This window comes from Gillisella vitis, from assembly GCF_021559775.1.
GTDB classification, from domain to species: domain Bacteria; phylum Pseudomonadota; class Alphaproteobacteria; order Rhizobiales; family Rhizobiaceae; genus Allorhizobium; species Allorhizobium ampelinum.
Genome location: NZ_CP056047.1, coordinates 2,624,824 through 2,651,640, shown reverse-complemented (window position 1 = coordinate 2,651,640; position 26,817 = coordinate 2,624,824). Strand labels below are relative to the sequence as shown.

The window sequence follows — 26,817 nt, the reverse complement described above, 5'->3', positions numbered from 1 at the left end:
CGGATCTCTATAAGGGGGCTTTCAGCCCCCTTTTTTTGTTGGCTATGGGGCAGGGCACGCAAGGTCTATCGTCAATTGATGGGGATAGGGCACAACTTAAGAGTTTTATTTTATTCAGAAATATCTATGTCTTTCCTTGCGTAAAATCCTATAATTTTCCCAGTAATATCAATGGGAAAACTCATATTTTGACCTCAGTTTTAGGTTTGTTTTCACATATTTACCTTTGATAAATTAATGCCTTTTAAATCATGGATACAACCTATTGTAGCTCTCATGACGAGACGCTTTTCCTGTAGCAGCCTATCCAGATGTTTGGATTCCTGCCGACACGAGATCCCAAATGTCATTTCTCGACAATCTGAAAATTAAAACGAAGATTTTGTCTGTTGTGGTTTCAATCTGTGCGTTGGGCATTGGCGCTTCTGTCATGCTGTCGCAAGGCTTGAATGCGGTTGATAAGGAATATTCCGCTTTTATTGATCAGGACGCAGGCTCGCTGATGATGGTGGCGCGTTCAAGCCAGAGGCTGATGGCACTCGGCTATGACGCCTACCAAATCTTGGTTTATGACGATTCAAGTCCGGAAATCGTCAGGGCGAAAAAGGACTATGATGAGAGCGTTAAGCGCATTATCGCCATGATCGATGAGGCAATCGCCCTTGATCCTGCGAAGGCCGACCGGCTCGCTGCAATTCGTACACGGTATGAGGCGATCATCACGATAACATCCAAAGTCATTGACCTGGATGCTAAAAAACAAGATACCGAAGCCCGCGACGAATTAAGGCAGGCAGACAAGCTGATCGCCGAGACAGCTGACGAGACCCGCCGATGGGTGGTCGATGGTGCAAAAGAACTGTCTGATAAAAGTACGTTGATCTCGAATGAGACGCGCAATACAATTATTGCCACGCTTGGCGGCCTGTTTGTGGCGTTCATCCTGGCGATTTTTGCCGCTTTGTGGATCATCTCCCATGGTATTACCCGACCGATCGAACGGTTGCGGCTGCGTATGATTGCTCTTGCCAAGGGCGAAACGCGCGCGGAAATCGATGGCGCCGGACGCGGCGATGAACTCGGGCAGATGGCCGCCGCCGTGGCGGTGTTCCGAGACAATGCGCTGGACCGTGAGCGTCTTGAAGCCGAGGCCGAGGCCAGCCGTGGCTTGTCGGAAAAGGAACGCGCCGAGCGCGACGCGCAACGAGCCAAGGATGCCGCCGACACCAAATTTGCTGTGGATGCTCTGGCAGAGGGTCTGACGCGCCTGGCTGATGGGGATGTCAGCTACCGTATTGCCGTGCCATTCGTGGCTGGCCTTGATGGCTTGCGGTCGAATTTCAACAGCTCTGTCCAGAAGTTGCAGCAGGCGCTGGTGACCGTCAGGCAGAATGCGCGTGGCATAGATGCAGGCGCTAATGAAATCCGCTCTGCCGCTGACGATCTTTCGCATCGGACGGAACAGCAGGCGGCTTCCGTGGAAGAAACGGCAGCAGCGCTTGAGCAGATTACCACGACGGTCAAGGACTCGACCCGACGCGCCGAAGAAGCTGGCATTCTGGTGTCCAAAACACGCGATGGTGCGGAACGCTCCGGCGATGTTGTGCGCAAGGCGGTTGCCGCCATGCAGGAGATCGAAAGATCCTCTGGCGAAATCAGCAATATCATTGGTGTTATCGATGAGATCGCTTTTCAGACCAATCTTCTGGCGCTGAATGCCGGTGTCGAAGCCGCCCGCGCGGGGGAAGCTGGCAAGGGTTTTGCCGTTGTGGCGCAAGAGGTGCGCGAACTGGCGCAACGCTCCGCCAATGCGGCAAAGGACATCAAGGGCCTGATCGTGTCTTCAGGCCAGCAGGTGCAGGCCGGGGTGCAACTGGTGGCTGAAACCGGCTCTTCGCTCGAAACCATTGTCGGTGAGGTCCAGGAAATCAACCGGCATGTCACAGCGATTGTCGAGGCCGCACGCGAGCAATCGGTCGGACTTCAGGAGATCAATACGGCAGTCAATACCATGGATCAGGGTACGCAGCAGAATGCTGCCATGGTGGAGCAGACAACGGCGGCAAGCCACAGCCTTGCCAAAGAGGCAGCAACGTTGAGCGACCTGCTGTCGCGCTTCAAGCTGGAAGATCATGGCAAGGTTGTTGCGTTCGAGCAGACGAATGACGTTTCCGCGTCTCGCCCCGCACCGTCGCCTGCCCGGAAATTGACGGAAAAGCTCAGGGGCGCCTTTCATGGATCGGCTGCCGTAAAAGAGAAGGATTGGCAGGATTTTTGACGATAACCTTTCCAGGAGACGGACGTCCCGTCTTCCTGGAACGAACCGCTGGGCGCGTGACACGGTGTTTGGCCGGTACCATTTTGGATAGTTCGATACGTCTTACGTCAGCCCTTGTGAAACGGCCTTTGGTTTTCGAAGAGGACGAACAGTCTGTTCAAGAATTGCTGCTGGCCTGGCGAAAATGGTGATTTCGAGAAACGGAGCTGAGCGTACTTAGAGCATCGGACCGAAAAGTGGGAACCGGTTTTCCGTTTGGAAACGCGAATGAAGCAGGCAAGCGCAGAAATTGCCATTTGCAGACTGCCAGCGGCGATTATTGGACGGACTATAAGGGTTTGTCTTAGAGTCTGTCAGGTTCCATCTAAACCTGACAGACGCTCGCATTATTGTTTCGGCACGACCAAATTTATATTTGACGGAGACGCCAGCCGGTAATCGTCAACCCGACCTTTCGGCGCTTCCGGCATGATACCGGTCGAGACCAGCAGGTCGCGGGGCGAGGGGGGCGTTTGGGGGGCGGGTTTTTCAGTGCCGCCCAACAGGTGATCTGCGCCATCCAGTGCCGGATCGGAAATTTTCATGGGGGGAATACGGTCGGGGCCGCCAAGCTCTTCCGGCCCGGTCAGGTCGGGCAGGCTGGTCGCATCGAGCCGCACCAGGCCGGGGCTTGCCATGTCACCCAGGAATTTGCGGGCGGATTTTTCCAGGTAGAAGGCCATCTTGCGCTTGCCGGCATCGGTCATGCTGATGCCATCTGGGCCGCGCAACCGGGCCTGCTGGCCGTTGATGTCGGAGCCAGTCAGCACGAAGCCGCCGTCCGCATCAACGAAACCGTCCCAGATGTCGATAAATTCACCGCCTGCCGCTTCCGCCGCCTTGCGGTAGAGCGTGTTGAACTTGATCAGGTCTGCCGACATGCCTGGTGATTTAACCGGTGGCAGGCCGACCCAGATCAGCGGGATCTTCTTTGCTGTCACCAGCTTGGCAATGGCGTCGATCCGCTTTTGATATTCGGCAAACCAGGCCTCGGAAGGAAAGCGCTGATCGCCGCTACCCGGTGTCATCTGCTGGCGGTCATTGGCGCCAAGCTCGACGATCACCAAAGCCGGTTTCGTCTCCTCCAGCATTTTCGGCAATTGCCGCCGCCAGTCGAAATAATCGTCGCGCACCAGGCCGGAGGAGCCGTTGCTGCGGGTCTCGATGACAGTGCCGGGCGCTTCGGCAAAGGCCTGCTGCAAGCCGTCGCCGATGGCGCTGGCGAAGAAATCGCCGACAACAAGGATTTTCTGAGCGTTGTTGATCTTGGCGGGAGCCGCCTCTTGTGGCGGGGCTGAAACCGGGACGGGACGTGGCCGTGCCGGTGTGGCGGGAGCGGTGGCGGCAGGTTTCTTGCGGCTGCGCGGCCCTGCCGGGCGCGGCGCGGCGGGATATTGCCGTTCATAGCGGCTGTCGTCCGTGCGGCTGCCGAACAGCATGTCGAGCAGTGTGCGGCGGCGGGGATAATCCTGTGCCAGGGCCGGGCCAACGACGCTTGTCGCAGCCACGACGATTGCAAGCGCAAAAATCACATGGCGCCGCACGATCCGGTCTCTGTCTTCACCAGGCATGAGCAGTTTTCCCGTCGCGGCCCGTCAATGGCCGATCGCTCCCTATCAATGCCGCCTGAGCATTTCCAGCAGCGGCTTTGACGGTTCGCCATCGCCCTGCATGCCCAACCGTTGCTGGATGGCGGAAATCGCCGCTTTCGAACCAGAGCCGAAATTGCCGTCCACTTCGCCATTATAATAGCCAAGGGCCTTCATTCGGGTCTGCAACTCGAACTTTTCCTTGATGTCCAACGTGCCGTCCGGCCGTGGCCATTTCTGTTGCATTCCACCATAACCAGCGATTTCGTCGGCAAGAAGACCGACCGCCAGCGCATAGGTATCGGCGGCATTGTATTTCTTGATGGTGAAGAAGTTGGATGTCATCAGGAAGCCCGGGCCATTGGCACCGGCCAGCAGCTTCAACTGCGCCCGTTCGCCCGGATTGCGGAAAGCCTTGCCGCCTGGGCGGGTGAAGCCCAGCTTCTGCCACTGGGCCAGCGTCAGCGTCTTGCCCGCATATTTGCCAGCTCCCGCAGGCACGACGGCTTCATAACCCCAGGTCCGTCCACTATCCCAGCCGTTCTTGGCCAGAAGATTGGCCGAGGTCGCCAGCGCATCGGGAATGGAGTTCCAGATATCCTTATGGCCATTGCCATCGGCATCGACCGCATACAGCAGGTAGCTGGTCGGGATGAATTGTGTGTGGCCCATGGCGCCAGCCCAGGAGCCGGTCATTTCCTTCGGGCTCACATCGCCGTTTTGCAGGATTTTCAAGGCGGCGATCAGCTGCTTGCGGGCAAAGCCGCCGCGCTTGGGATCGGCATAGCCAAGGGTGGCCAGCGCCTGCGGCACGTAATGCAGCCGGTCATCCTTGGCGAGAACCGCGCCGTAATTGCTTTCCATCGACCAGATCGCCAGCAGAATATGGCGATCGACACCGAAATATTTTTCCAGAGAGGCCAGCGTGCGGCCATGCTTGGCGAGCATTTCCCGGCCGATCTTCACAGTATAGGGATTGACGCGGCTATCGAGGTAATCCCAGATTTCCGATTTGAATTCCGGCTGATAGGCCGCCTTGCGCAGCACATCGGGGTCCGGATCCTTGATGCCGGCAAAGGCGCGGTTATAGGTTTGTGCGCTGATGCCCGCAGCAGCAGCCGTGGGATAGAAATCCCGGATCCATTTCTGAAAGCCGGCATCGGCATGGGCCGACAGCGGCACAAGGCTCGCCATGAGGGAAAAGGCAAGCGCGCGAAGATGGCGCGAGGCGCGTTCTCTGGTCATTGGCATTCTCGTCCGTTCAGCTGGCTGTTGTCTCATCTGTCTATGCTGGTCGACACCGCCTGGTTGTGGCAGTGGGGCAATGCCTGGCTGGAATTGCGCAGGCATGGCCAGTCTGGTTCAGTCTATGACCATAGTCTCAACAAATTCTTTACCAATTTACCAAAATCGCAAACAGAATTGTAATTTCGTTGCAATTCTTTAGTAATCGGCGTTTGTGCGATTGCGTGCATATGTGAAAAATCCTCTAGGAGGGATGTGTGGGACAACTGAAAAAAATTCGTAAAGCCGTGTTTCCGGTTGCCGGTCTTGGAACTCGTTTCCTGCCCGCCACCAAGGCCGTGCCGAAGGAAATGCTGACTGTTGTCGATAAGCCAGTCATCCAATATGTGGTGGATGAGGCCGTGGAAGCCGGGATTGAGCATTTCGTGTTCGTCACCGGGCGCGGCAAAGGGGTGATCGAAGATTATTTCGATATCCAGTATGAGCTTGAACAGACGCTGAAATCGCGCAACAAAAATGCAGAATTGACGCTGCTGTCCGAAATCCTGCCCAAGGCAGGCGCCACCAGCTTCACCCGCCAGCAGGAGCCGCTGGGTCTCGGCCATGCAGTCTGGAGCGCTCGCGAAATCGTTGGTGATGAGCCTTTCGCTGTTCTGCTGCCCGACATGATCATGCGCGGCGAGACGGCCTGCATGAAGGGCATGGTCGATCTCTACAACAAGGCTGGCGGCAATATCCTCGCCGTTGAAGAATGTGCGCCCGATCAGGCGCATAAATACGGCATCGTCGGTGTCGGTGAGACGCTGGATGGCGGCTTCAAAATCACTGAAATGGTGGAAAAGCCAGCCAAGGGTACGGCGCCCTCGAACTTCTTCATCAATGGCCGCTATATCCTCCAGCCGGAAATCTTCTCGATTCTGGAAACCCAGGAACGCGGCGCGGGCAACGAGATCCAGTTGACCGACGGCATGTTGAAACTGGCCAAGATCCAGCAATTTGCCGGCTATCACTTCAAGGGTGAAACCTTCGATACGGGTGCCAAGGACGGGTTCATTCTCGCCAATGTCGCTTTCGCCCTGTCGCGTCCCGACCTTCGCGGTCTGGTGGAAGAGCCGATGAAGGCGTTGCTGGCCGCTTTGAAGTAAGCGGTTTTGCAAACGGACTGAAACTTAAAACGCCGTGCGTCCAACGCGCGGCGTTTTCTCGTTTAACGCCTGAGTTTCACGCCGACGCCCGCCGTCAGGGTCTTGTCGTCAGAACTGCTGTCGCTGGTGGATTTTTCCCAGGTCAGATCGGCGGTGAGATCCAGCCAGCGGTTGACCTTGTAAACCAGCCCGCCGCCCGCCGTGTAATACATGCCGGTGCTCTGGTTCCCACCGCGATAATTGCGCCAGGTGGTGCCGCCCGAAAGCTTGGCGATCAGGTTGTCGCGCAATTCATGGGTGACGGCCGCTGTCAGTGCATAGGCGACATCGCCGCTGACGCCTGCGGTGGTTGACGGTTCGATGGAGGTGGCAAGACCCAAATCGACATTGGTGCCGCGCAAGGGCGACCACGCGACATTGCCGTCAACAGTCATCGCGCCCAGATCGTCCAGCCGCGCATCATCGAAACTGGCCTGCTTATAGCCAAGCGCGATTTCGCCGCGCAGCTTTTCGCCCATGTCCGAACTGATCCCGGCCTTGGCACCGTAGATATTGCCGGAGCGACGATAGCCTGCGCTATCCTCGGTCTGGTCGTAGCGGGTCTTGCCAGCGGAGACCTCGACAAAGGGCGTCAGAGCCGGGGAGATTTCATAGCCCCACCGCGACGACAATGTGACGGCATTGCGGTTACGGTCGGAATTGGACAGCATGCTGCCATCGGCAAGCTTGGCATCAGTATAGACCCAGCGTTCGAAATCCAGCCCGAGCGAGCCTTTCAGGGGACCAACCTGCCGTTCCAGCACAGCGCCGGCGCTGAACTGATTGACGCCCGATTGGACCGTGGCATCGCGCACGGCATTGGGGTCGGTGGTGCTTTCGCGGCTGAAGCCATAGCCTGCCGTCAGCCGGGCGGCCATGTCATCGGCAAAATCCAGCCGCAATGCGGCATCGACGCGACCGGAAGGATCGCTGTCGCGGTCACCGGCAATGCGCTGACGCCATTGCCCATCGCCGGTAATCAGCAATTGATGGCGTGACCAGTCGGAGGTCAGCGTACCCTTCAGCCCGTTGTCCCAATAGGTGGTGTTCTGCTTGTCGCTGCCGGTCGTTTTGCGCTCAGTGCTGATGCCTTGCGACAATTCCGGTCTGAGAATCATCGTGCCGACATGAATGCCGGTGCCGTCATCCTCGGTCTTGCGTAGTTGACGCCGTTCGTCGACCGGCGATTCCCTGAGGTTGATGCGGTTGGCGTCCAGCGCATCATTGGTGATCCGGCGGAAACTGTCAGTATCCAGCACGTCTTCTTCGGTATCCGACTTGGCTTTGGTTGTGGCGGTTGACGTGGTAGCGCCTGTCGCTGTCGTATCGGTGGTTGCCGCTGCCTCATCGCTGCTTGTTGTGGAGCCACGCAGGGTGGCAAGACCCGTGCTTTGCTCAGTCGATCCCGACGTCATTTGCTGGGAGAGGGCAGGGCCAGCCCCAGCCGCGGCCAGACATGCTGCCAGCAATCCAGCGGAAACCATCGGGTGAAAACCCGCGCTGTGCTGCCGATCAGTGGGATAGGTCTGGCTGTCCGTCATTGCGGCCTGTTGGGGTCTGTCTTCTGAAGTAACTCTGGATAAGTCTTGCGGCGATGCTGCCATTACCGAAAGGTAAATTCCCATGGTTAATTATTCGTTGCGATTAACCATGAACGGGCGTTGCCAGCGTGCAAATAGCCCCGCCAGTCGTCATTTCTTACAGTCTGTAGGCAAGGGTGAATGGACAGTTAAGTTCATTAGCGCTATGGACATTGCCATGAACAAGCTGGCTGTAAAACTCGTGGAAGCAAGCGCCATCAAGGCTGCATTGCGTGTCGTCGCTACCGAACAAAGCGGGCTGGCGGCCCTGGAAGAGGCTTTGGCAGGGTATCTTGCCGGGCCGTTTTGCAACGCAATCGATGTTATCGGCAAAAGCTCGGGGCGGGTGATCGTCTCCGGCGTTGGCAAAAGCGGCCATATCGGCGGCAAGATCGCTGCGACCTTTGCCTCGACAGGCACGCCGGCTTTCTTCATCCATCCGGCGGAAGCCAATCATGGCGACCTCGGCATGATTGCCCGTGACGATGTGGTGATTGCCCTGTCCTGGGGCGGCGAAAGCACCGAGCTGAACGGCATCCTGTCCTTCACTCGCCGGTTTTCCATTCCACTGATCGCCATTACCGCCGGTGAGCAATCCACGTTGGCACGTGAAGCCGATATCGTGCTTTTGATGCCCAAGGTGCAGGAAGCCTGCCCGCATGGCTTGGCGCCGACAACCTCCACCATGATGCAGATGGCGCTAGGCGATGCGCTGGCGCTGGCGCTGCTGGAAGCCCGTGGCTTTGGGCCGAATGATTTCAAGACCTTCCATCCGGGCGGCAAGCTGGGCGCGATGCTGACTCATGTCGGCGACATGATGCATATCGGCGAGGACGTGCCGCTGGTGCCGGAAGGCACATCGGTGCCGGAAGCGATTATCATGCTGTCGCAGAAGCGTTTTGGCTGCGTCGGCGTCACCGACAGCGCCAACCGTCTGGTCGGCATCATCACCGATGGCGATATTGCCCGTAACCTCAACCGCAATCTCGGTGAGCGGATGGTGGAAGAAGTGATGACCCGTCATCCAAAGACGGTCCATACCGAAACACTTGCCACGACAGCCATGGCGATCCTCAACCAGCACAATATTTCGGCGCTGTTTGTGACCGATGAAGACGGTGTGCCAAACGGCATTATCCACTTCCATGATCTGTTGCGGATTGGTGTGGCTTAACGAGTGAGTGATAGCGTCGGCAGGTTTATATTGAACCCGCAGCGTAAAAGACTTTCAGTATTTCGGCTCCGCCGCCCCCTCATCCCCCTGCCGGGACCTTCTTCCCGCTGGGGAGAAGAGGGATAGAGCCGAAAACGTCTTTGGATCTTTTCCGGTGGAAAATGACTTCGGAGTGGAGGAGTCGAGGCGAGACAAAACACGACGTTTCGCTGAAGTACTCGGATTATTTTTTAGATAGGCCTCTTCAAACCGCATCAACCGTCAAATCGCGCCCATGGGCAGCGATGATCTTGACCTGGGTTCCAGTCTCCAGATCCGGTCCCGACACCGTCCAAAACGTATCGTCCAATTTGATGCGACCACGGCCCTCGCGGATCGGTTCCTGGAGGGTGGCAGTTCGCCCGACAAGACTTGCGGTGCGCTGGTTGAGCAGCGGCTCGTCGCTGCTTCTGGCGTCGGAGCGCAGAAACTTACGTCCGATCAGGATGGCGGCGACTGAAAAAGCGCAAAACACCAGCGCTTGAACCTGCCAGGGCCAGAAGGCATCGCCCCAGAAAGCCAGCGATAGCAGACCGGTGGCAATGGCGCCCAGCCCGATCCAGATCATGAACATGCCGGGCATGACCAGTTCGACGGCCAGCAGTGCCAGCCCCAGCACCAACCAGCTCCACGGTCCCCATTGATCGACCAGCGTGGCGAACATCGCGGCTTATTCCTCCGACTTGGCGAAGGGATTGATCGCGGGCGTGGTACTGACTGTGGTGGTTTTCGGAACGCTTCTGGTTGATGAGCCAGAGGCACGAGCCGGGTTGGAACTCGCCTGCGGAGCATCGCCTCCGAACACTTCGCGGGCGATGGCGCCAATGCCGCTCAGCGAGCCGATCAGCGATGAGGCTTCCATCGGCATCAGCACGATTTTCGAGTTGGAGGCGGTGCCGATTGCGGTCATCGCCTCGGTATATTTCTGCGCGACGAAGTAGTTGATGGCCTGGACGTCACCAGCGGCAATTGCCTCGGAAACCAGGGCCGTCGCCTTGGCTTCGGCTTCGGCCAGACGCTCGCGGGCCTCAGCCTCGCGATAGGCGGCTTCCCTCTGGCCTTCAGCCTGAAGGATAGCGGATTGCTTGGCGCCTTCGGCCCGCAGAATCTGGGCATTGCGGAAGCCTTCAGCTTCCAGCACCAGGGCGCGTTTTTCACGCTCGGCTTTCATCTGGCGGCCCATGGCATCGACCAAATCCTTGGGCGGCTGGATGTCCTTGATCTCGACGCGGGTGACCTTGATACCCCAGGGACGTACAGCCTCGTCCACCACTCGCAGCAGCCGGTCATTGATGACCTCGCGGTTGGACAGCAGTTCGTCGAGATCCATCGAGCCCATGACCGAGCGGATATTGGTCATGGTCAGGTTAAGAATGGCGTTTTCCAGATTGGCAACCTGATAGGCGGCCTCGGCGGCGTTCAAGACCTGATAGAAGGCCACGGCATCGGCGGAAACGCTGGCATTGTCCTTGGTGATGACTTCCTGGGTCGGAACATCCAGCACCTGTTCCATCACATTCATCCTGGCACCGATGGTCTCGATAAAAGGTGTGATGATGTTCAGCCCCGGTTCCAGTGTGCGGGTATAGCGCCCGAAGCGTTCCACCGTATAGCGAAAGCCCTGCGGCACGGTCTTGATCCCGGCAATCAGCACCAGGATGACGAAGCCCACCAGGGCAATAACCAGAATATCGAAGCCGGACATGTCTTCTCCCCACCGCCATTTTGTTGAGCCCTATGTAAGCTTGGCCCCACCCCGTTACCAGTGCCATGGAAAATCTAGGGTCGTTCTCCGGGCAATTACCCGTTCGGGCGGGTTTGCAAAACCTCACTTCTGCGCTATCAGGGCCACGGTTTTCACCACCGGTCGCAGCCTACCCGGAAAAAACAAGGACTAGAACCATGAAAATACTCGTCGTCTGCTCTGGCGGACTCGATTCCGTTTCGCTTGCCGACAAAATGGCGGCGGAGCATGAGTTGATCGGCCTGATCTCCTTCGATTACGGCCAGCGTCATAAAAAAGAGCTGGATTTTGCAGCACTCGCGGCCAAGCGGCTGGGCGTGCCGCACCAGATCATCGACATGACCAATATTGGCGCCAGCCTGACCGGCTCGGCGCTGACCGACGATCTCGACGTTCCCGATGGCCATTATGCCGAGGAGACGATGAAGATCACTGTCGTGCCGAACCGCAATGCCATCATGCTGGCCATTGCCTTCGGGGTGGCCGCGGCCCGTAAGGCTGATGCGGTCGCCTTGGCGGTGCATGGCGGCGACCATTTCATCTATCCCGATTGCCGACCCGGTTTCATTGATGCGTTCCAGATCATGCAGGCCCATGCGCTGGAGGGCTATGCCGATGTCAAGCTGCTGGCACCGTTCGTGACGGTCTCCAAGGCCGATATCGTCACCGAAGGCGCGAAATACGGCACGCCGTTTGACCAGACATGGTCCTGCTACAAGGGCGGTGCGCGTCATTGCGGCCGGTGCGGCACCTGCGTGGAACGGCGCGAGGCTTTTCATCTGGCCGGTGTCACCGATCCTACCGACTACGAAGACCCGGATTTCTGGGTGAGGGCTACTTCCGGTTTCCAGGCCAGGGAGGTTTGAAACCATGTACCGGATTACCAAGGAATTTCATTTTTCTGCCTCGCACCAGCTGAAAGGCCTGCCTGACGATCATCAATGCGCCCGGCTGCATGGGCACAATTACATTGTCCTGGTCGAATTGTCGGGCGAGGAGTTGAATGAGTACGGGTTCCTGCGCGACTATCATGAGCTGAAGGTGTTGAAGACCTATATCGATGAGACCTTCGATCATCGCCATCTCAATGATGTCCTGGGTCACGACAAGACCACGGCAGAATGTCTGGCCAAGCACTTCTACGATTGGTGCAAGCAGCGATTTGCCGAAACCTCTGCTGTCAGGGTCAGCGAAACCCAGAAGACCTGGGCGGAGTATCGCCCGTGACCGTGTCGGAAACCGTGATCCGGGTCAGCGAAATCTTCGGGCCGACCATTCAGGGCGAAGGCGTGCTGATCGGCCAACCAACCGTGTTCGTGCGCATGGGCGGCTGCGATTATCGCTGTTCCTGGTGCGATAGTCTGCATGCCGTCGAAAGCCGGTTTCGAGAAGAATGGCTGCCAATGAGCGTCGAGGCCATCTGGTCCGAGGTGGAAAGCCTGTCCGGTGGCGTGCCTTTGATGGTGTCGCTATCGGGTGGCAATCCGGCGATCCAGCCGCTGGGCGGGCTGATTGCCCACGGTCATGAGCGGGGTTACCGCTTCGCCCTGGAAACCCAGGGGTCGATTGCCCGCGACTGGTTTGCCGATCTGGATGTGCTGGTGGTGTCGCCCAAGCCGCCTTCGAGCGGGATGGAAACGGATTGGGATGCGCTTTCGCTCTGTCTTGAGAAAGCCGCAGCGCGCGGTGAGCAGCAAAGCCCGCTCACCGTGTTGAAGTTCATCATCTTCGATGAAGCCGACTATGCCTATGCGCGCGCTGCCAGCGCCCGGCATCCGCATCTGCCGGTCTATCTCCAGCCCGGCAACCATACACCCCCGCCGCCGGAAGACGATGACGCGGTCATCGACATGGATGGGATCATGACCCGGATGCATTGGCTGGTGGACCGGGTGGTCGAAGACCGCTGGTTTGCCGCCCGTGTGCTGCCGCAACTGCATGTGCTGCTCTGGGGCAACAAGCGCGGCGTGTGAGATATTTTATCCTTTTTGCGTCTTTTTCGTCGTATTTTGACTATCTCTGTGCCATTCTGCGTCCGTGCAAGATGTCGGAGGATTGGCGATGCTTGGAAGTCTGAAAAGCGCATTTGCTGCAAAATCGTTGAAATTCAAGGATACTGGCAGGGTATCGGCAACCGCCGATGCAAAAGGCAAATACGACAAGAAAGATGCACCACTGTCCGTTACGGATGTTGCGGCGGCATGCCTGGATGTGGCTTTCGGGACAGCCAATGGCGGCAATAGCACCGGCTATGCAGCCTTGGGACAAAGTGTCGCCGAAGCTGGCCGAAACGGATACAAGGCGCGGGGCAATGCCGGAATTTCTGTGCCGCCGAATCCGTTTTTCGTGGCACGTGGTCACAGCAGCGGGGACCTGACCAGTGAAAGCCCTGCGACGCTGAAATATATGCAGCGCCGACGGTACAAGGAAATCGGCAGCAATGCTGTTTCAATCGCCGGTTCGGTGTCGGTTGCAGCATCGATGGGCGCCTTGCCAATCAATGCCCTTTCCGTTGCCAAGCAGGTCAACAGTACGGCATCGACTGCCAGTCACCTGACAAAGCTGAAAATACTGGCAAGCAGGGTGGACGCCGCAAATCAGGGGCAAGCTGATGGCGTGCCGTTGTCGGATATTATTGCCGAAGTCATCAAGCGGAAGATTCACAAATCCGGCATAGAGGGTACGAAACTGGTGACGGGCTCGGTGCCTGTTCTGGGCGAAATCGCTACCGCATCCGTGAATGCCGGTATTAACGGCGCCACTTCGGCTTTCAAGACTTTTGACAAGGCGTTCCATGCTAAGTCATGCGCTCGGCTTGCCCTCGAAATTCATTGGCGGGCCTATCAGGAGCAATTCTCTGCCTATTGCCGGACACGCCGTTTGAACCCGGATGATTTTCTGCTTCGAGACGATTATCTCGCCCGTTCCCGTCCGCCGCGGTTGACCGGCATGAACCTGAAGGCCGCCAATGAAGAATTGCGCAAGGCCGACAAGCCACCACGGCTGACCGGCATGGGGCTTTCCCAGGCAAGGCAGGCCTTGGAAGAACATTCACCTCCGGCCTCTCGCTTGCCGTCCTCTGAGTTGAAGACTGTGGTCACAGAGGCCAGGAATAATTTCTATTTCTACCGGGATGCAGGGCCTGCGACTGAGTTGTTCAGTGAGATCTGTTCAAGACGGTCGGTATTGGCCCTGCTTGGGTCCTATGATGTCGGAGCTTTGATCATGGAGCCTGGTGGTTGGGTGGCGCTTACGGACAAGATTGCTTCTCTGTGACCGCCAACCTCTCATTTTTTCCTTAAACCATAGTCAAATCAAATAATTAGTCTATCGATAGCACAGGCGCTGCGCCCTTGGCTTAAAACTCCTCCCACTGATCCCGGGATTGAGCGGCAGCTGCACCGCCGCCAAAGGCCTTGGCGACGGCCTTGACCCGTTCGCGGGCCGGAGACGGAGCCGGGCTGCGGGCGGTTAGGTTTGCGGAGACCGGCTGCGGTGCGCTGCGACGAGGCGCAGGCGCAACTTGGCCTTGCTGCCCGGAAATCTTGAAGTGGCTGAGCAGGCCGACCAGGCTCTGCGCCTCGTCGGAGAGCGAATGGGTGGAGGCTGAGGTTTCCTCGACCATGGCGGCATTCTGCTGGGTCACCTGATCCATCTGGTTGATGGCGGCGTTGATTTCATGCAAGCCGGTTGCCTGTTCCTTGGCCGCATTGGCGATGGAATGGATATGATCGTTGATCGTCAGCACGCGGCTTTCGATCTTTGCCAGCGCCTCGCCGGTCTTTTGCACCAGCTTGACCCCGCCTTCGACCTCGTGGCCGGATTTGGTGATCAGCGCCTTGATGTCCTTGGCCGCATTGGCGGAGCGTTGCGCCAGTTCGCGCACTTCCTGGGCAACCACGGCAAAACCCTTGCCGGCCTCACCCGCGCGGGCGGCTTCCACACCGGCATTCAGGGCTAGAAGATTGGTCTGGAAGGAAATCTCGTCGATCACGTTGATGATGGTGGAAATTTCCTTGGAAGCGTTTTCGATCCGGCCCATGGCGTCCACGGCTTCGCGCACCACGACGGCTGATTGCGCGGCATTTTCCGTGGCTTCCGTCACGATCCGGCTGGCTTCCTGGGCACGTTCCGAAGAGCCGCGCACCACGACTGTGATCTCGTCGAGCGCCGCCGAAGTTTGCTCCAGAGCGGCGGCTTGCTTTTCGGTGCGCATCGACAATTCGTTGGTGGCATTGCTCAATTGGCCGGTGCTACCGCTGATGGCGTCCGTCTTGTGGCGGATGCTGGAAATCGTGTCGCGCAGGCGCTCAAAGGTGGTGTTGACATTGGCCTGCAATTCGCCGAACGCGCCTCTGAACTGGCCTTGCATTTCCTGGCTCAGATCGCCGCTTGCGAGATTGGCGATCACTCGTCGGGTTTCCGTCACTCCGCGCTCGACGCTTGCGATCAGCTCATTGATATTGTTAGCAAAACGATCAAGATTTGCATCGTCATAATGGGTGCCGATCCGCTTGCTGAAATCGCCATCGGCGGCTGCTGCGACGACAACGGACATGCTGGATTGCAGGTCATCGCTTTTTGCCCGCAGGGCCGCTTCCTGGGCATTCATGCGGGCGACGTCCTGGCCGTTGCGCTTGAAGGTTTCCACCGCCAAGGCCATGTCGCCGATTTCATCCTTGCGGGTGGCGCCCGGCACGTCGGTTTCGAAATCCCCATTGGCGACACGCTTGATAGCTGCGGTGAGCTGAACGATCGGGCGGCTCAATTGCTTGACGCCGATATAGATACCGAGGCCGACGCCGATCAGGATCGAGATGACCGTCACCGAGACGATCAGGATCATCATGGCTGTTTGGAAGCTGGCGACCGATGCCGTGACCGCCTGGAGTTCTTTCTTGTCGGCGCTGACGACGGCATCCACCTCGGTCTGGAAGGCTTTGCGGTTGGCGCGGTTGGCCTCGTTATTGCCCTGCTCATTGGCGGCCTGCGGACCGACTTCGGTGCCCAAACGGACTGTTTCCGTGCGGAATGTCCTGAATTCCGCTGCCTTGGCAACCATGGATTGGAAGGCTTGCACCTGGGTTTCCGGTATCATTTTCCGCCAGGTTTGAAGCGTGGCATCCATATCATCGAGACTTTTTGTCAGCCCCTTGCCGAACTTGTCTGCATCTTCCTTCGATTTCGCCGCATAGATACCCCGTGATTCCATCACCACCGAGGTGATCAGGCGGTTGAGTCGCTCACCCTGGAAGGCGCGCTCGGATAGATTGAGAACCTGTGCGGTCTTGTTGTCATATCGCAATGTCACGAAAATCCCGATCGCCCCGATCAGGGATGCGGCAAAGCCGAGAATGAAAACAAGTAGATATATTTTACCATTAATACGCATAGATTCCTCCTCCGCTGGGGCGCGGCAATCTCCCTCGATAGGTTCAATGTAGGGTGGAACAATTAATTATTGCTTTGATTTGTACCCGTGGGCTACACAATCCGCAGATTGTGGATGCTTGCTTTCACCATCAAGATCGGCGTGGATGATCAGTGCCGCAGGCAAGGGCGGGGAAGTTTATTTCAATATGGACTCATTAAGAACGGCGTTTTAAACGCAATCTGTATATTTGAAGTATGCAATAGAAAATTTTTAAGCGGGTCAGTATTCCACGTTTGGTAAAACGCAGGATGCTGCAGGGGAACGGGAACTGGTTTTCCCGAAACATGTTGTGAGAATATGAAAAAGCAGCCAAGTGAAAGCCATAAGATAACGTCACTTGAAGGTCTGCGCGGTATCATGGCATGGTGGGTGGTGCTGGGACATGTTTCCTTGTCATTCGGCTGGCATCTGCCAATTGTTGACCGCAATGTCCTGGCGGTGGATGTGTTTATCATCCTGTCCGGTTTCGTGATCGCCTGCCTGATCGACCGCAAGGCTGAGCCGCTGGGACTTTATATTGCCCGCCGTGGCTTCCGGCTGTTTCCGTTATATCTCGTGGTTCTTGCCCTTTCGACAGTGCTGCTGCAGGTGCAGGTTTCCGCCTGGCAGGACATTCCCTTCGCGACCCCGACCAATGCCAACCGGCTTTATCTGGCTCAACAGGGCCTGGGATCGCTCGGTCATCAGCTTATCGTCCATGTTCCGTTGTTGCAGGGCCTGGTGCCGGATCAGGTGCTCGATAGCGCCCCCTATACGATCGTCGGCCAGGCCTGGAGCATTTCCATGGAGTGGCAGTTTTATCTACTGGCGCCGTTTTTCCTGTGGGTGTTGGCCAAAAAGCAGCGCTGGCCGCTGGGAGCTGCTGTCTTCCTTGCCCTGATCCTGATGACGGATCTGCTTCCCGGCGGGTTCATCGGCTATAAGGTTTCCCGCTTTGCCATCGGCATCTGCAGCTATATGGCCTTCGACCGCAGGCGGGAATGGCGGGGATGGCTGTTGGCAATTCTGGGCTTTGCCGGTATTGCGATTGCCCGCGAAGGGCTTTCACAATTGCTGCCGCTTTTGCTCTGGGCGGTCGTTCTGCTCTCTGCAGCGGCACCCGTCCACCACTTGATGCACCTGCCAGCGCGGCTTCTGGGGTCGGCACTGCCGGTCCATCTTGGGCAGATTTCCTACTCGGTCTATCTTGTCCACATGATCCCGCTTTACGTGTCGATCGCCATTCTGACCGGATTGGGCGTTTCAAACTCGGTCCTGCAGGCCGGTGTTGTAACCTTCACGCTTGTCGCGACTTATCTTCTGTCCCTGGTCAGTTACCGCTTCATTGAAAAGCCGGGAATCGAGCTTGGCGCCCGATTGACCCGGCCAGCGGAACTGCAAACCGCGTGATTTTGGTTTAACGACTTATACGAAGATTCATTGAAAATGACTCTTCGTATTCCTTTTGAAAATATCTCAAGCCTCTGACGCATTTGAGATATTTTCAATGCCTTCAAGGCGAGGATGCGTGAGCATCTTCGAGGCTTGGTATTATCCGTCGTCTCAAACCCAGCCCTGTAATTCCCGGCGCACGACATTTTCCAGCACGCGCATGCCGTCCGGGCTGTCGTTCAGGCAGGGGATATGGCTGAATTTCTCACCGCCGGCGTGGTGGAAGATTTCGCCCGCTTCACCGGCAATTTCCTCCAGCGTTTCCAGACAATCGGAGACGAAGCCGGGATTGATCACGGCAATACGCTTAATGCCATCCTTGGCAAGTTTTTCCACGGTCTTGTCAGTATAGGGCTGTAGCCACTCCTCAGGCCCGAAGCGGGATTGGAAGGTGACCATCAGCTTTTCCTTCGGCCAGCCCAACCGCTCACGCAGCAGGCGTCCGGTCTTGTAGCATTGGCAATGGTAGGGATCGCCCTTCATGAAATAGGACTTCGGAATGCCGTGGAACGAAGTCAGCACCAGTTCCGGCTCCCAGTCGAGGCTGGCGAGATGGGCTTCGATGGAATTGGCCAGTGCATCGATATAGACCGGATCGTCGCTATATTGGGGCACGGTACGCAGGGCCGGTTGCCAGCGCATCTTGAGCAGCGCCTTGAAGGCTTCGTCATTAACGGTGGCCGTGGTGGCTGCGGCATATTGCGGATAGAGCGGAAACAACAGAATCTTTTCGCAGCCGGCCTTTTGCAGCGCGTCCATGCGCGATTTGATCGATGGCTGGCCGTAACGCATCGCCCAATCCACCACGACATTTGGCATATCTGTGAGCGATACAGCCATTTTCTCGGCCTGGTTGCGGGTGTAAGTCCGCAGATAGCTCTCGTTCAGGTCGTTGTTCCAGATCTCGGCATAGGCCTTGCCGACCTTGCCGGGGCGGGTGTTCAGAACGATGCCATAGAGGATGGGATACCAGAACAGTCGTGACCATTCGATGACCCGCTTGTCGCTGAGGAATTCCCTCAGGTAGCGGCGCATTGAAGTGTAGTCGGTCCCGTCAGGTGTGCCGAGATTGACGAGCAGCACGCCGACCTTGCCGAAATTGACCTTTGGATGTTCGGACGGAAGATGGTTGACGATCGCGCTCATATTTGGACTACCCTGGTCAAGAATTCGATGCTGCTGTTACGCTTTTGGACTGAGAAGAGATCACTGTCCAGAATGAAAAACGGCCCGGATTGCTCCGGGCCGGACCTTTTGTCGCATGCGGGAGGTTTGGGCTTCCCGCAACTGAAAGTTACTTTGCCGGAACGGTCAGGACGTCACCGATCTCGATATGGTCGGGATGGCGCAGCTTGTTGGCGGCGGAAATCTTCTTCCAGTCCTCACCATCGCCATAGGTGGCCTCAGCGATCTTCCACAGGCTATCACCCTTGACCACGGTATATTGCGTTGGCTGGGCGGCAGCAGGCGGTGCGGAAACGGCTGGGGTTACGGGCGCCGGAGCGGCGGGCGCAGGCGCGGCCGGCGCCGTTGGGGCAGGAGCTGGTGCCGTGGCTTGGGCAGCGGTCGCGGTCTTCGGCTGGGCCGCTGGCGCGACATAGCCAGCTGGCGTAACTTCGCTGACGCGGCCATCGGTAAACGGCTTGTAGGGCGAATTCTTAGCCAGGAAGTCGGCTGTCACATCGGCGAGATCCGGACCGTAATCATAGGCGTTCTGTCCTGCTGTCGCGAAGATCTTGTAGCCGTCGCCGCCAGAGCGCATGTAATTATTGGTGACGACACCATAGAGCTTGCTGGTATCGAGCGGCACGAAGCCGTCGCCGTCCTTGACCTGAACGTCGACGATCCTGCTGCCGACAGGCTTGGAACGGTCGAAGCTGTATTTCAGACCGGCGACCTGTGCGAACCGGCCAGCGCCATCATCTATCTGGCTCACGCCGTTTTCAAGCGCTGCAATCACGTCGGAGCCCTTGAGCTGGAAGGTGGCAAGCGTGTTCTGGAAGGGCAGGACGGTGATGACCGAGCCCATCGTCACCTTGCCGCCGCCGATCGAGGCGCGCAGGCCGCCGCCGTTCTGGATGGCGATGCTGATGCCCTGGCTGCGGGCATGATCCAGCATAGCCTCGGCCACCAGGTTGCCCATGGCGCATTCCTTGGCGCGGCAGGTGGTGGAGGCGCCGTCGATCGGGCCGGCACTTTCGCCGATTTCCTTCTGGCGCAATTCCTGGATAGGACCGGCCAGTTCCTTGACCTTGGCGGTCATTGCTTCATCAGGCTTGAATTTCGAATCGATCAGGATCGGATCGCCCTTGGCACTTTTCACCACGCCGTTATCGTCGAAAACAACAGTCAGATCACCGAGATATTTGCTGTAGGAGGCAGCGGTGACGACAGGCACCTTGTAGCCGCCGGGATTGTCGACCAGCGTCGGGTAGGGGCCTTCGGCCTTCGGATCACTGTTAGACAGCAATGTGTGGGAATGGCCGCCGACCACCACATCGACGTCAGGGATCTTGGCGATTTCCATGTCGCGGTGATAGCCGACATGGGTGAGGGCGATGATCTTGTTGACGCCTTCGGCCTTCAGTTTCTTCACTTCTTCGGTGATGGCAACGACATCGTCGGTGAATTTCACATTCGGACCCGGCGATGCCAGTTCCACGGTTTCCGGGGTAACGGCGCCGACGATGCCGATCTTCTGGCCGCCAATTTCCAGGATTGTCGAGGGCTTGAACTTGTCCTTCAGCTTCGATTCGGCATTGGCTTCCAGATTGGCGACCACGACCGGAAACTGCACCTTGTCGAGGAAGGGACCGATGGCTGTCTCACCGTCGTCGAATTCGTGATTGCCAAGTGTCATGGCATCGAACTTCAGGATGTTCATCACATCCAGTTCGGCTGTGCCTTTGTAGGTGGTGTAAAACAGCGAGCCCTGGAAATTGTCACCGGCATTCAGCGACAGGACATTCTTGCCAGCCAATGCCGCGCGGGTCTGGTCGAACGCCGTCTTCAAACGGGCCGCACCGCCAAAGCATTGGTTCTTGCTTTCCTCATCCGCGGAGCACGTCGAATCATATTTATTGATCGACTCGATCCGTGAGTGAAAATCGTTGATATGCAGGATGTTCAGTTCGAAATCGGCAAAGGCCGCCCCCGACGACAGGATGAGCACCGAGGCGCTCAACAGGCCAAATTTAAATCTTTTTAACATCCGTAACTCCTGATTTCATGGAACACCCGCTTTGGTTACCCCTCTTTTATGACGTTCTTATCGGGCTTTTGCGGAAGGTTGCATGTTTCCATCGTGCTTGGTTTATCGCAAGCGAAAATAAGCCAGAACAGCAAAAAGCCGGCCCCCTGGACCGGCTTTGCCAAGCGTGGATGAGTTGACGCGTCAGATCTTGCGGCGCAGCGAGAAATTCGAGCCGGCATCCGTGGTGCAGTTCAACTGTTCTGGCGAAACCAGCGCGCAATTGACCCGCGACTGGGTCTTGCGCACCAGCGAGGTCATGTTGATCTCCACCAGCGTCGGCGAGGTATTGGTATAGGTGCCGGAGGCCAGAAGCGCATTGGTATCGCTGGAGCGGGTGGCAAACGTGCCGCCCTGGAAGGTGGAAACGATGCCGTTCGGATCGACCCAGGCGCCATCAACGCCCTGTGGCTGCGGCGCATTATACGCGACCTGGCGCGGCGGCGGCGTGCCCACGCAGGAGGACACGGCAAAGGCCGCGACGAGCAAAATTGCGATGCTTTTGACCTTCATGACAGTCTCCATCCGGCAGGACATTATGGCCGCCTATGTCTCTGGCCTCTGCCCGGTCGCCTCGGCCGGAGAGGTCTCTTGCTCTTCATATTCCCGGTTGGTGACAACCGATTTCCTGAAATACCACGAGGGCCGATCAGGTTCCATGCTGGCGACCATGCCGCGAAGATCGGTTGAAAGCAAGGCTTCCAACCTCTTCCCGGCCACTTGAACACAATCATGTCGTTGTTGTTCCACAGGGACATGAAAAGCGTGCCATGTTGTTCTCAGCGCCGCGCTGCTTTTCGATGCGCGGCGCCGTTATTTCAGGCCATTGTTTCAGATCGGCAGACGGATATTGCCATCCGCCGTTCTGCAGCGTTTAGCGCACCAGGATATTCTTGAACTGCCAGGCGTCCTTGGTGTCGAGGTCTTCCGGGAACAGGCCGGGGCGACCGTCGAGCGGGGTCCAGTCGGTGTAATGGCCTTCGACCGGGCCGAGATAGGGCGACTGCACTTCCAGGCAGCGCTTGTAATCAACTTCGTCGGCCTCGACGATCCCAGCCTTCGGGTTCTCGATGGCCCAGACCATGCCGGCCAGCACTGCGGACGTTACCTGGAGACCGGTGGCGTTCTGGTAGGGGGCGATCCGGCGGGTTTCTTCCAGCGACAGGCGCGAACCATACCAGTAGGCGTTCTTTTCGTGGCCGTAGAGCAGCACGCCCAACTCGTCGATGCCATCGACCAGCTCGTTTTCATCGAGAACATGCAGGACCGGCTGGGCGGTACCGCCATTGCCGAACATTTCATGCAGCGACAGAACCGCGTCATTGGCCGGATGATAGGCGTAATGGCAAGTCGGACGATAGGCGACCTCGCCATCCTTCTCGACCGTGAAGTAATCGGCAATCGAGATCGATTCGTTGTGGGTGACGAGGAAGCCGTATTGCGGGCCGGGCGTCGGGCACCAGGTGCGCACGCGGGTATTGGCGCCAGGCTGCTCCAGATAGATCGCTGCCTTGCAGCCCTTCTTGTGCTTCTTGGCGTTTTTCGGCATCCAGTTTTCATGGGTACCCCAGCCGAGTTCGGCTGGCTGCAAGCCTTCGGAAATGAAGCCTTCCACCGACCAGGTGTTCCAGAACACGTTGAGCGGCTTCGGGGTCTTGGCGAGCTGCGTGTCGCGCTCAGCAATGTGAATGCCCTTGACGCCGACCTTCTTCATCAGCTTGGCCCAGCCTTCGCGGTCACCGACGGCTGGCTCTTCGAATTTCAGGCCGATTTCATTGGCGATATTCACCAGCGCCTGCTTGACGAACCAAGAGACCATGCCCGGATTGGCGCCGCAGGTGGAAACGGCGGTGGTGCCGCCGGGGTTCTTGTTCTTTTCCTGGCGAACGGTTTCGCGCAGTGCATAGTTGGTGCGCTCAGAGTTCTTCATATTCTTGTCGAAATAGAAGCCCAGCCAAGGCTCAACCACGGTATCGATGTAAAGCACGTCCAGCTTGCGGCACAGCTTCATCAGGTCGAGCGAGCCGGTATCGACCGACAGGTTGACGCAGAAGCCCTGGCCTTCGCCTTCTGTCAGCAGCGGCTTCAGCAGGTCCTTGTAGTTTTCTTTGGTGACATGCGCCTGGATGTGCTTGATGCCATGCTTGGCCATCAATTCGGCCTCGTCATTGCGCGGGTCGATGACCACCATCCGGCTCTTGTCGAACTTGAAATGGCGTTCGATCAGCGGCAGGGTGCCCCGGCCGATCGAACCGAAGCCGATCATCACGATCGGACCGGTGATCTCGCCGTAAACCGGATAGGTCTGGGTGGTCATTCATTTTCTCCTTGGAAGGCCGTTTGCCATAGGCGCATGATTTGCGAACACGGCTTTGCTCTGACCGGGTTCCTTCTCTTCCCTAGAGCATAATTCAACGACAGAATAAAGACGGCGTTTCAAGAGATTGCCTTCGGGCACAGGTAGCTGCCCGAAGCTGTTCGATCAGGTATCCGCCGCCGTGCGCTTTCGCTCCCGCCTGCCTAGCATTATGGCAGCGATCAGGGTCAAGATAAGGATCAGGGCGGCTGCCAGCCACAACAGCAGCAAACTGGCCAGCTCATATTCGCTGGTAATGCCTTGCATGGCACCATCGTCATAGGCGAAATTCCAGCCGCCGATATAAGCGATGCCGGTGACGAACAATGCGGCGATATAGGTGAGTGGCAGAAGCAAGGCGCGCGTCAGGGCGGATTTCCGGGTTAAATTGACCGCGGCGCCGACCTGGCCATTGCCTTTCCAGATGGTGATGGCCAGAACCGCGATGATCGGAAAATGTCCAACCAGATCCACCCGGCCGAATTCCAGCACGGCGGAGCCGAAGATCATCAGCAGTGCAAAGGCCGATAGCCGGCTGGCAACGGGCCCCCCCAGCAGCAGCATGGCGGCGGCGCCAAATTCAAACCAGCCGGAGAGGCTGAGAAAGACTTCTGGCGTCAACCCCATCGTCAAATAGGGCCGCGCGCAGAGCAGCGTCAGCGACCAGTCTGCGAAAGCCCATTTTTCCATGGACGCCCACATCAGCGTCCAGGACATCGTTGCGCCGAGAAGGCCGATCCGGTGGGCGGTGACGCTGGCGAGAACCCGGACCCGGAGCCTGTCGAGGCTGATGGCGATCAGGCAGATGGCAAATCCCAGGAAGAGAGGGTAATCCAGCAGATGATAGGTTCCGTATTGGCGGGCCGCGCCAATCCATAAACCAATCAGGCCAAGTCCGGTCAGGCCGGCCCCCCGACGGGAGAGACAAAGCGCGGCCAATCCGAGTTGCACCCACTGAATGCTCGCATCCGGGGCTTTGAGTTCCGGTGTCAACCAGATCGGCTCCGGGAGCATCCAGAGCCAGGATAACCAAAATGCAATGGTGAGACGGACCAGGTCGTCGGCCTTGAAGCCAAAGGGTCGCCGTATCAAGGAAAGGACCCGGCCAAGCCGGGCGCTTTTTCCTGCCGCGTCAATCGCTACACAGGCCCAGAGCGCAGGCAGGCTCAGGGCGAGGCCAAGCAACCAGGTTGGTGTCGCCATAAACTGACCCGGTAATACAGGTTGCTCTTGGATATTAAAAGATTGAAACCACTTTATATGCGCAAAGGAACTGGTTTCACTATTCCCAAAAATAAATATTGAAGCTAATATAGTAAATATTAATTTTCCTATTTTTCTATAATAAATATTGTTTTCCATATTGATTTACCTATTTAAAATAATCAATACGTAATTTTATCTACCAATTCTCTTAATATGACAATTTGAGAATCTATATTCATGATATTTGTAATAACTAAAAATTTATTTTTACTGTAGAGTTTTCATTTTAATTTTATATTATAAAACTAAAATCGTAAAAACCACCAGGACCATCCATTCGATCAAACGGTCGATCCTGTTGTTGCTATTGTTTTTTCAGTTTATGAAAATTAAGCGACAGCCCTGTGCTGTTCTTCCACCAGTTCGGCGCGGATCAGGCCGCGCAGGCTGTTTCCGACGAAGATCGCCCGTCCATTCAGGCTTTCCGGTTTCAACAGATCGGCGCGGGCCTTGCGGTCCCGGATCAGCTCGGCGCGCAGGATGCCAGGAATGAGACCGCTGGTCAGCGGCGGGGTGATCAGCATGCCATCCAGCCCCTGCACGAAGACATTGGTGAATGTCCCCTCGCAGATTTCACCACGCTCGTTCAGCAGCAGGACTTCGTCGGCCTCATCAGAAGAAAATTCGGCGCGGGCGGCGTCATAGGGATCGCGCCGCGACGTCTTGTGGCGATAGAGCGTATCCTCTGAATTCAGCCGGGTCTTTTGCGCGATGCGAAGACGCCAGATGGTGTTTTCGCCGACGGATTCGAAGGGAACTGCCGCAGCTTCCAGCTTGCCACGAAAATTCATGGCAAGGCGCACCCGGAGCGGGGTGTCGCCATGTACCACTTCTTTTAATGCCGCTTCGGGCTTGATCGGCTGGCGAAAACCCAGCGCATCGGCTGAGCGCGACAGGCGCCGCAAATGCTGGTCGAGCCTGATGAAGCCCTGGCCTGGCTCCCAGCGGAGCGTTTCAATCAGCGTGAAATCCATTGATCACCTACCGCAAAGCGCGCCTTGAGCAGACATTCCTGATATTCCTGTTCGGGCTTCGAATCAAAAACAATCCCGCCACCGACATTGAAAACCGCCCGGCGGCTTTTGAAAAGCCCTTGTTGTTCAGGGAAATGGTCTGAAATGGCCGGTTGATCAAATAAAGTCAGGGTGCGGATGGCAACGGAGAACTGCATGGGGCCTGCTGGATCGCAAAAGCCGATGGCACCGCAATAAATATCGCGCGGCCCCGCCTCCAGCCGGTGCAGGATCTGCATGGCGGCCAACTTCGGCGCGCCGGTAATCGAGCCACAGGGAAACAGCGCTTCGAGAATATCGCCAAGGCCCATTCCAGGCAAAAGCCTGCCGCGCACATGGCTGACCAGCTGGTGCAGGGTCGGATAAGTCTCGATGTCGAACAGTTTTGGCACGGTCAGGCTATCAGGCTCGATGATCCGGGAGATGTCGTTGCGCAAGAGATCAACGATCATCCGGTTTTCGGCCTGGGTCTTTTCGTCCGTCAGCATTGCCGCCTTGATCGCCTCGTCCTCGGCATCATCAGAGCCGCGTGCCGCCGTGCCCTTCATCGGATGGGTCTCGATAAAGCCGTCACTATCCACCTTGAAGAACAGTTCCGGCGAGCGCGAGACGATGGCCGGACCGCCGAGCTCCACCAGCGCACCATAAGAGACCGGCTGACGGGCGATCAGCGACCAGAAGACGTCGCGAGGGCTGCCCCGATAGGCCGCTTCAATGGGCATGGTCAGGTTGGCCTGGTAGCAATCGCCCTGCCTGAGATGTTGATGCAGGGTGTCAAACTGCTGCCGATAGGTCTCGAAATCCCAGGCTGCAACCGGGTTTTCCAGCAGGTGGGTGTTGCTCTCGGGGTGAGGTGGGTGTCCCAATCGATGTGAGTGTCCCAAGGGATGAGCAGGGTCAGATGGCGCGTTGAAAATGCCAAACTGGAGGAGCGGCACGTCTCGCCCATCAGGCATCAGCGGCCTCAGCTTGTCTTCAAACACAAAGCCCGCTTCATAAGCCAGCGCCCCCGCCAGCCAGTAGCCCTCTTGGCGGGCGCGTTCCAGCTGGGCAAGCGCCGGCAGCACGTCGCCGCCCCGCCGGGCGACGACGATGTCCACCGGATCGGTAAACACCAGCGTTTCACCGCTTTTGTCATTCCGAAACAGGATCGACGGTTGAAACGGTTCGGACTGCGCCATCGTGGCTCGATCTG

General features: G+C 57.4%; 21 protein-coding genes. 8 read left to right on the top strand and 13 right to left on the bottom strand.

Going from position 1 to position 26,817, the window contains the following annotated elements; all coding sequences use genetic code 11:
* Nucleotides 1-343: 343 nt before the first annotated feature.
* Nucleotides 344-2,278, top strand: coding sequence for a HAMP domain-containing methyl-accepting chemotaxis protein (locus tag AVCG78_RS12490; RefSeq protein ID WP_015917094.1), 1,935 nt, complete (start codon nucleotides 344-346; stop codon nucleotides 2,276-2,278).
* Between the two features lie 386 nt (nucleotides 2,279-2,664).
* On the opposite strand, the gene AVCG78_RS12485 is transcribed toward AVCG78_RS12490, so the two are convergent.
* Entirely contained in the window at nucleotides 2,665-3,888 is a 1,224-nt protein-coding gene (locus tag AVCG78_RS12485) for an SGNH/GDSL hydrolase family protein (protein WP_156612381.1), read from the bottom strand.
* Between the two features lie 45 nt (nucleotides 3,889-3,933).
* Nucleotides 3,934-5,151, bottom strand: coding sequence for a lytic murein transglycosylase (locus tag AVCG78_RS12480; RefSeq protein WP_071205801.1), 1,218 nt, complete (start codon nucleotides 5,149-5,151; stop codon nucleotides 3,934-3,936).
* Nucleotides 5,152-5,408: 257 nt separating this feature from the next.
* Between AVCG78_RS12480 and galU the strand changes: the two genes are divergently transcribed.
* Nucleotides 5,409-6,296 carry a UTP--glucose-1-phosphate uridylyltransferase GalU gene (galU, locus tag AVCG78_RS12475; RefSeq protein ID WP_015917091.1) on the top strand — a complete coding sequence of 296 codons (888 nt, stop codon included), beginning with the start codon at nucleotides 5,409-5,411 and terminating at the stop codon, nucleotides 6,294-6,296.
* 62 nt (nucleotides 6,297-6,358) lie between these two features.
* Here the strand turns inward: galU and AVCG78_RS12470 are convergent, their stop codons facing one another.
* Nucleotides 6,359-7,876 (bottom strand): outer membrane beta-barrel protein, encoded by a 1,518-nt coding sequence (locus AVCG78_RS12470; protein ID WP_174089706.1) that lies wholly within the window; start codon nucleotides 7,874-7,876, stop codon nucleotides 6,359-6,361.
* A gap of 217 nt (nucleotides 7,877-8,093) precedes the next feature.
* Here AVCG78_RS12470 and AVCG78_RS12465 point away from each other — a divergent pair, with 217 nt between their 5' ends.
* Nucleotides 8,094-9,089: a KpsF/GutQ family sugar-phosphate isomerase gene (locus AVCG78_RS12465; RefSeq protein WP_015917089.1), complete on the top strand. Its 996-nt coding sequence runs from the start codon at nucleotides 8,094-8,096 to the stop codon at nucleotides 9,087-9,089.
* Nucleotides 9,090-9,333: 244 nt separating this feature from the next.
* On the opposite strand, the gene AVCG78_RS12460 is transcribed toward AVCG78_RS12465, so the two are convergent.
* Nucleotides 9,334-9,792, bottom strand: a complete 459-nt coding sequence (locus AVCG78_RS12460; protein ID WP_071205805.1) for an NfeD family protein — start codon at nucleotides 9,790-9,792, stop codon at nucleotides 9,334-9,336.
* Nucleotides 9,793-9,798: 6 nt separating this feature from the next.
* Nucleotides 9,799-10,833, bottom strand: coding sequence for an SPFH domain-containing protein (locus tag AVCG78_RS12455; RefSeq protein ID WP_071584627.1), 1,035 nt, complete (start codon nucleotides 10,831-10,833; stop codon nucleotides 9,799-9,801).
* A gap of 197 nt (nucleotides 10,834-11,030) precedes the next feature.
* On the opposite strand from AVCG78_RS12455, the gene queC reads away from it, so the two are divergent.
* The 4 genes from queC to AVCG78_RS12435 all read left to right on the top strand — a co-directional run bounded on the left by queC (nucleotide 11,031) and on the right by AVCG78_RS12435 (nucleotide 14,148).
* Nucleotides 11,031-11,738 (top strand): 7-cyano-7-deazaguanine synthase QueC, encoded by a 708-nt coding sequence (gene queC, locus AVCG78_RS12450; RefSeq protein ID WP_071205808.1) that lies wholly within the window; start codon nucleotides 11,031-11,033, stop codon nucleotides 11,736-11,738.
* Nucleotides 11,739-11,742: 4 nt separating this feature from the next.
* Nucleotides 11,743-12,099 carry a 6-carboxytetrahydropterin synthase QueD gene (gene queD / locus AVCG78_RS12445; RefSeq protein WP_071205810.1) on the top strand — a complete coding sequence of 119 codons (357 nt, stop codon included), beginning with the start codon at nucleotides 11,743-11,745 and terminating at the stop codon, nucleotides 12,097-12,099.
* On the top strand, nucleotides 12,018-12,845 hold the full coding sequence (queE, locus tag AVCG78_RS12440; protein ID WP_409065478.1) for a 7-carboxy-7-deazaguanine synthase QueE: 828 nt from the start codon (nucleotides 12,018-12,020) through the stop codon (nucleotides 12,843-12,845). The genes queD and queE overlap by 82 nt, the downstream gene beginning before the upstream one ends.
* Nucleotides 12,846-12,933: 88 nt before the next feature.
* Nucleotides 12,934-14,148, top strand: a complete 1,215-nt coding sequence (locus AVCG78_RS12435; RefSeq protein WP_071205812.1) for a hypothetical protein — start codon at nucleotides 12,934-12,936, stop codon at nucleotides 14,146-14,148.
* A gap of 82 nt (nucleotides 14,149-14,230) precedes the next feature.
* Here the strand turns inward: AVCG78_RS12435 and AVCG78_RS12430 are convergent, their stop codons facing one another.
* The gene (locus AVCG78_RS12430; protein ID WP_071205814.1) at nucleotides 14,231-16,264 is read right to left on the bottom strand and encodes a methyl-accepting chemotaxis protein; all 2,034 of its coding nucleotides are present in this window, start codon (nucleotides 16,262-16,264) and stop codon (nucleotides 14,231-14,233) included.
* Between the two features lie 339 nt (nucleotides 16,265-16,603).
* Between AVCG78_RS12430 and AVCG78_RS12425 the strand changes: the two genes are divergently transcribed.
* On the top strand, nucleotides 16,604-17,695 hold the full coding sequence (locus AVCG78_RS12425; protein WP_071205816.1) for an acyltransferase family protein: 1,092 nt from the start codon (nucleotides 16,604-16,606) through the stop codon (nucleotides 17,693-17,695).
* A gap of 153 nt (nucleotides 17,696-17,848) precedes the next feature.
* On the opposite strand, the gene hemH is transcribed toward AVCG78_RS12425, so the two are convergent.
* From hemH to AVCG78_RS12390, 7 genes are all read right to left on the bottom strand, one after another.
* Nucleotides 17,849-18,883 carry a ferrochelatase gene (hemH, locus tag AVCG78_RS12420; RefSeq protein ID WP_071205818.1) on the bottom strand — a complete coding sequence of 345 codons (1,035 nt, stop codon included), beginning with the start codon at nucleotides 18,881-18,883 and terminating at the stop codon, nucleotides 17,849-17,851.
* 148 nt (nucleotides 18,884-19,031) lie between these two features.
* Complete coding sequence (locus AVCG78_RS12415; RefSeq protein WP_071584626.1) at nucleotides 19,032-20,948, bottom strand: 5'-nucleotidase C-terminal domain-containing protein; 1,917 nt, start codon at nucleotides 20,946-20,948, stop codon at nucleotides 19,032-19,034.
* Between the two features lie 183 nt (nucleotides 20,949-21,131).
* Nucleotides 21,132-21,500 carry an outer membrane lipoprotein Omp10 gene (gene omp10 / locus AVCG78_RS12410; RefSeq protein ID WP_041697066.1) on the bottom strand — a complete coding sequence of 123 codons (369 nt, stop codon included), beginning with the start codon at nucleotides 21,498-21,500 and terminating at the stop codon, nucleotides 21,132-21,134.
* Nucleotides 21,501-21,861: 361 nt separating this feature from the next.
* Entirely contained in the window at nucleotides 21,862-23,304 is a 1,443-nt protein-coding gene (locus AVCG78_RS12405) for a homospermidine synthase (RefSeq protein ID WP_015917077.1), read from the bottom strand.
* A gap of 165 nt (nucleotides 23,305-23,469) precedes the next feature.
* Nucleotides 23,470-24,546 (bottom strand): hypothetical protein, encoded by a 1,077-nt coding sequence (locus AVCG78_RS12400; RefSeq protein WP_071205823.1) that lies wholly within the window; start codon nucleotides 24,544-24,546, stop codon nucleotides 23,470-23,472.
* 392 nt (nucleotides 24,547-24,938) lie between these two features.
* Nucleotides 24,939-25,583 (bottom strand): aminotransferase class IV family protein, encoded by a 645-nt coding sequence (locus tag AVCG78_RS12395; RefSeq protein WP_071203348.1) that lies wholly within the window; start codon nucleotides 25,581-25,583, stop codon nucleotides 24,939-24,941.
* A complete protein-coding gene (locus AVCG78_RS12390; RefSeq protein ID WP_071203347.1) occupies nucleotides 25,568-26,803 on the bottom strand; it encodes an aminodeoxychorismate synthase component I in 1,236 nt (411 codons plus the stop codon). The genes AVCG78_RS12395 and AVCG78_RS12390 overlap by 16 nt, the downstream gene beginning before the upstream one ends.
* Nucleotides 26,804-26,817 lie beyond the last annotated feature (14 nt).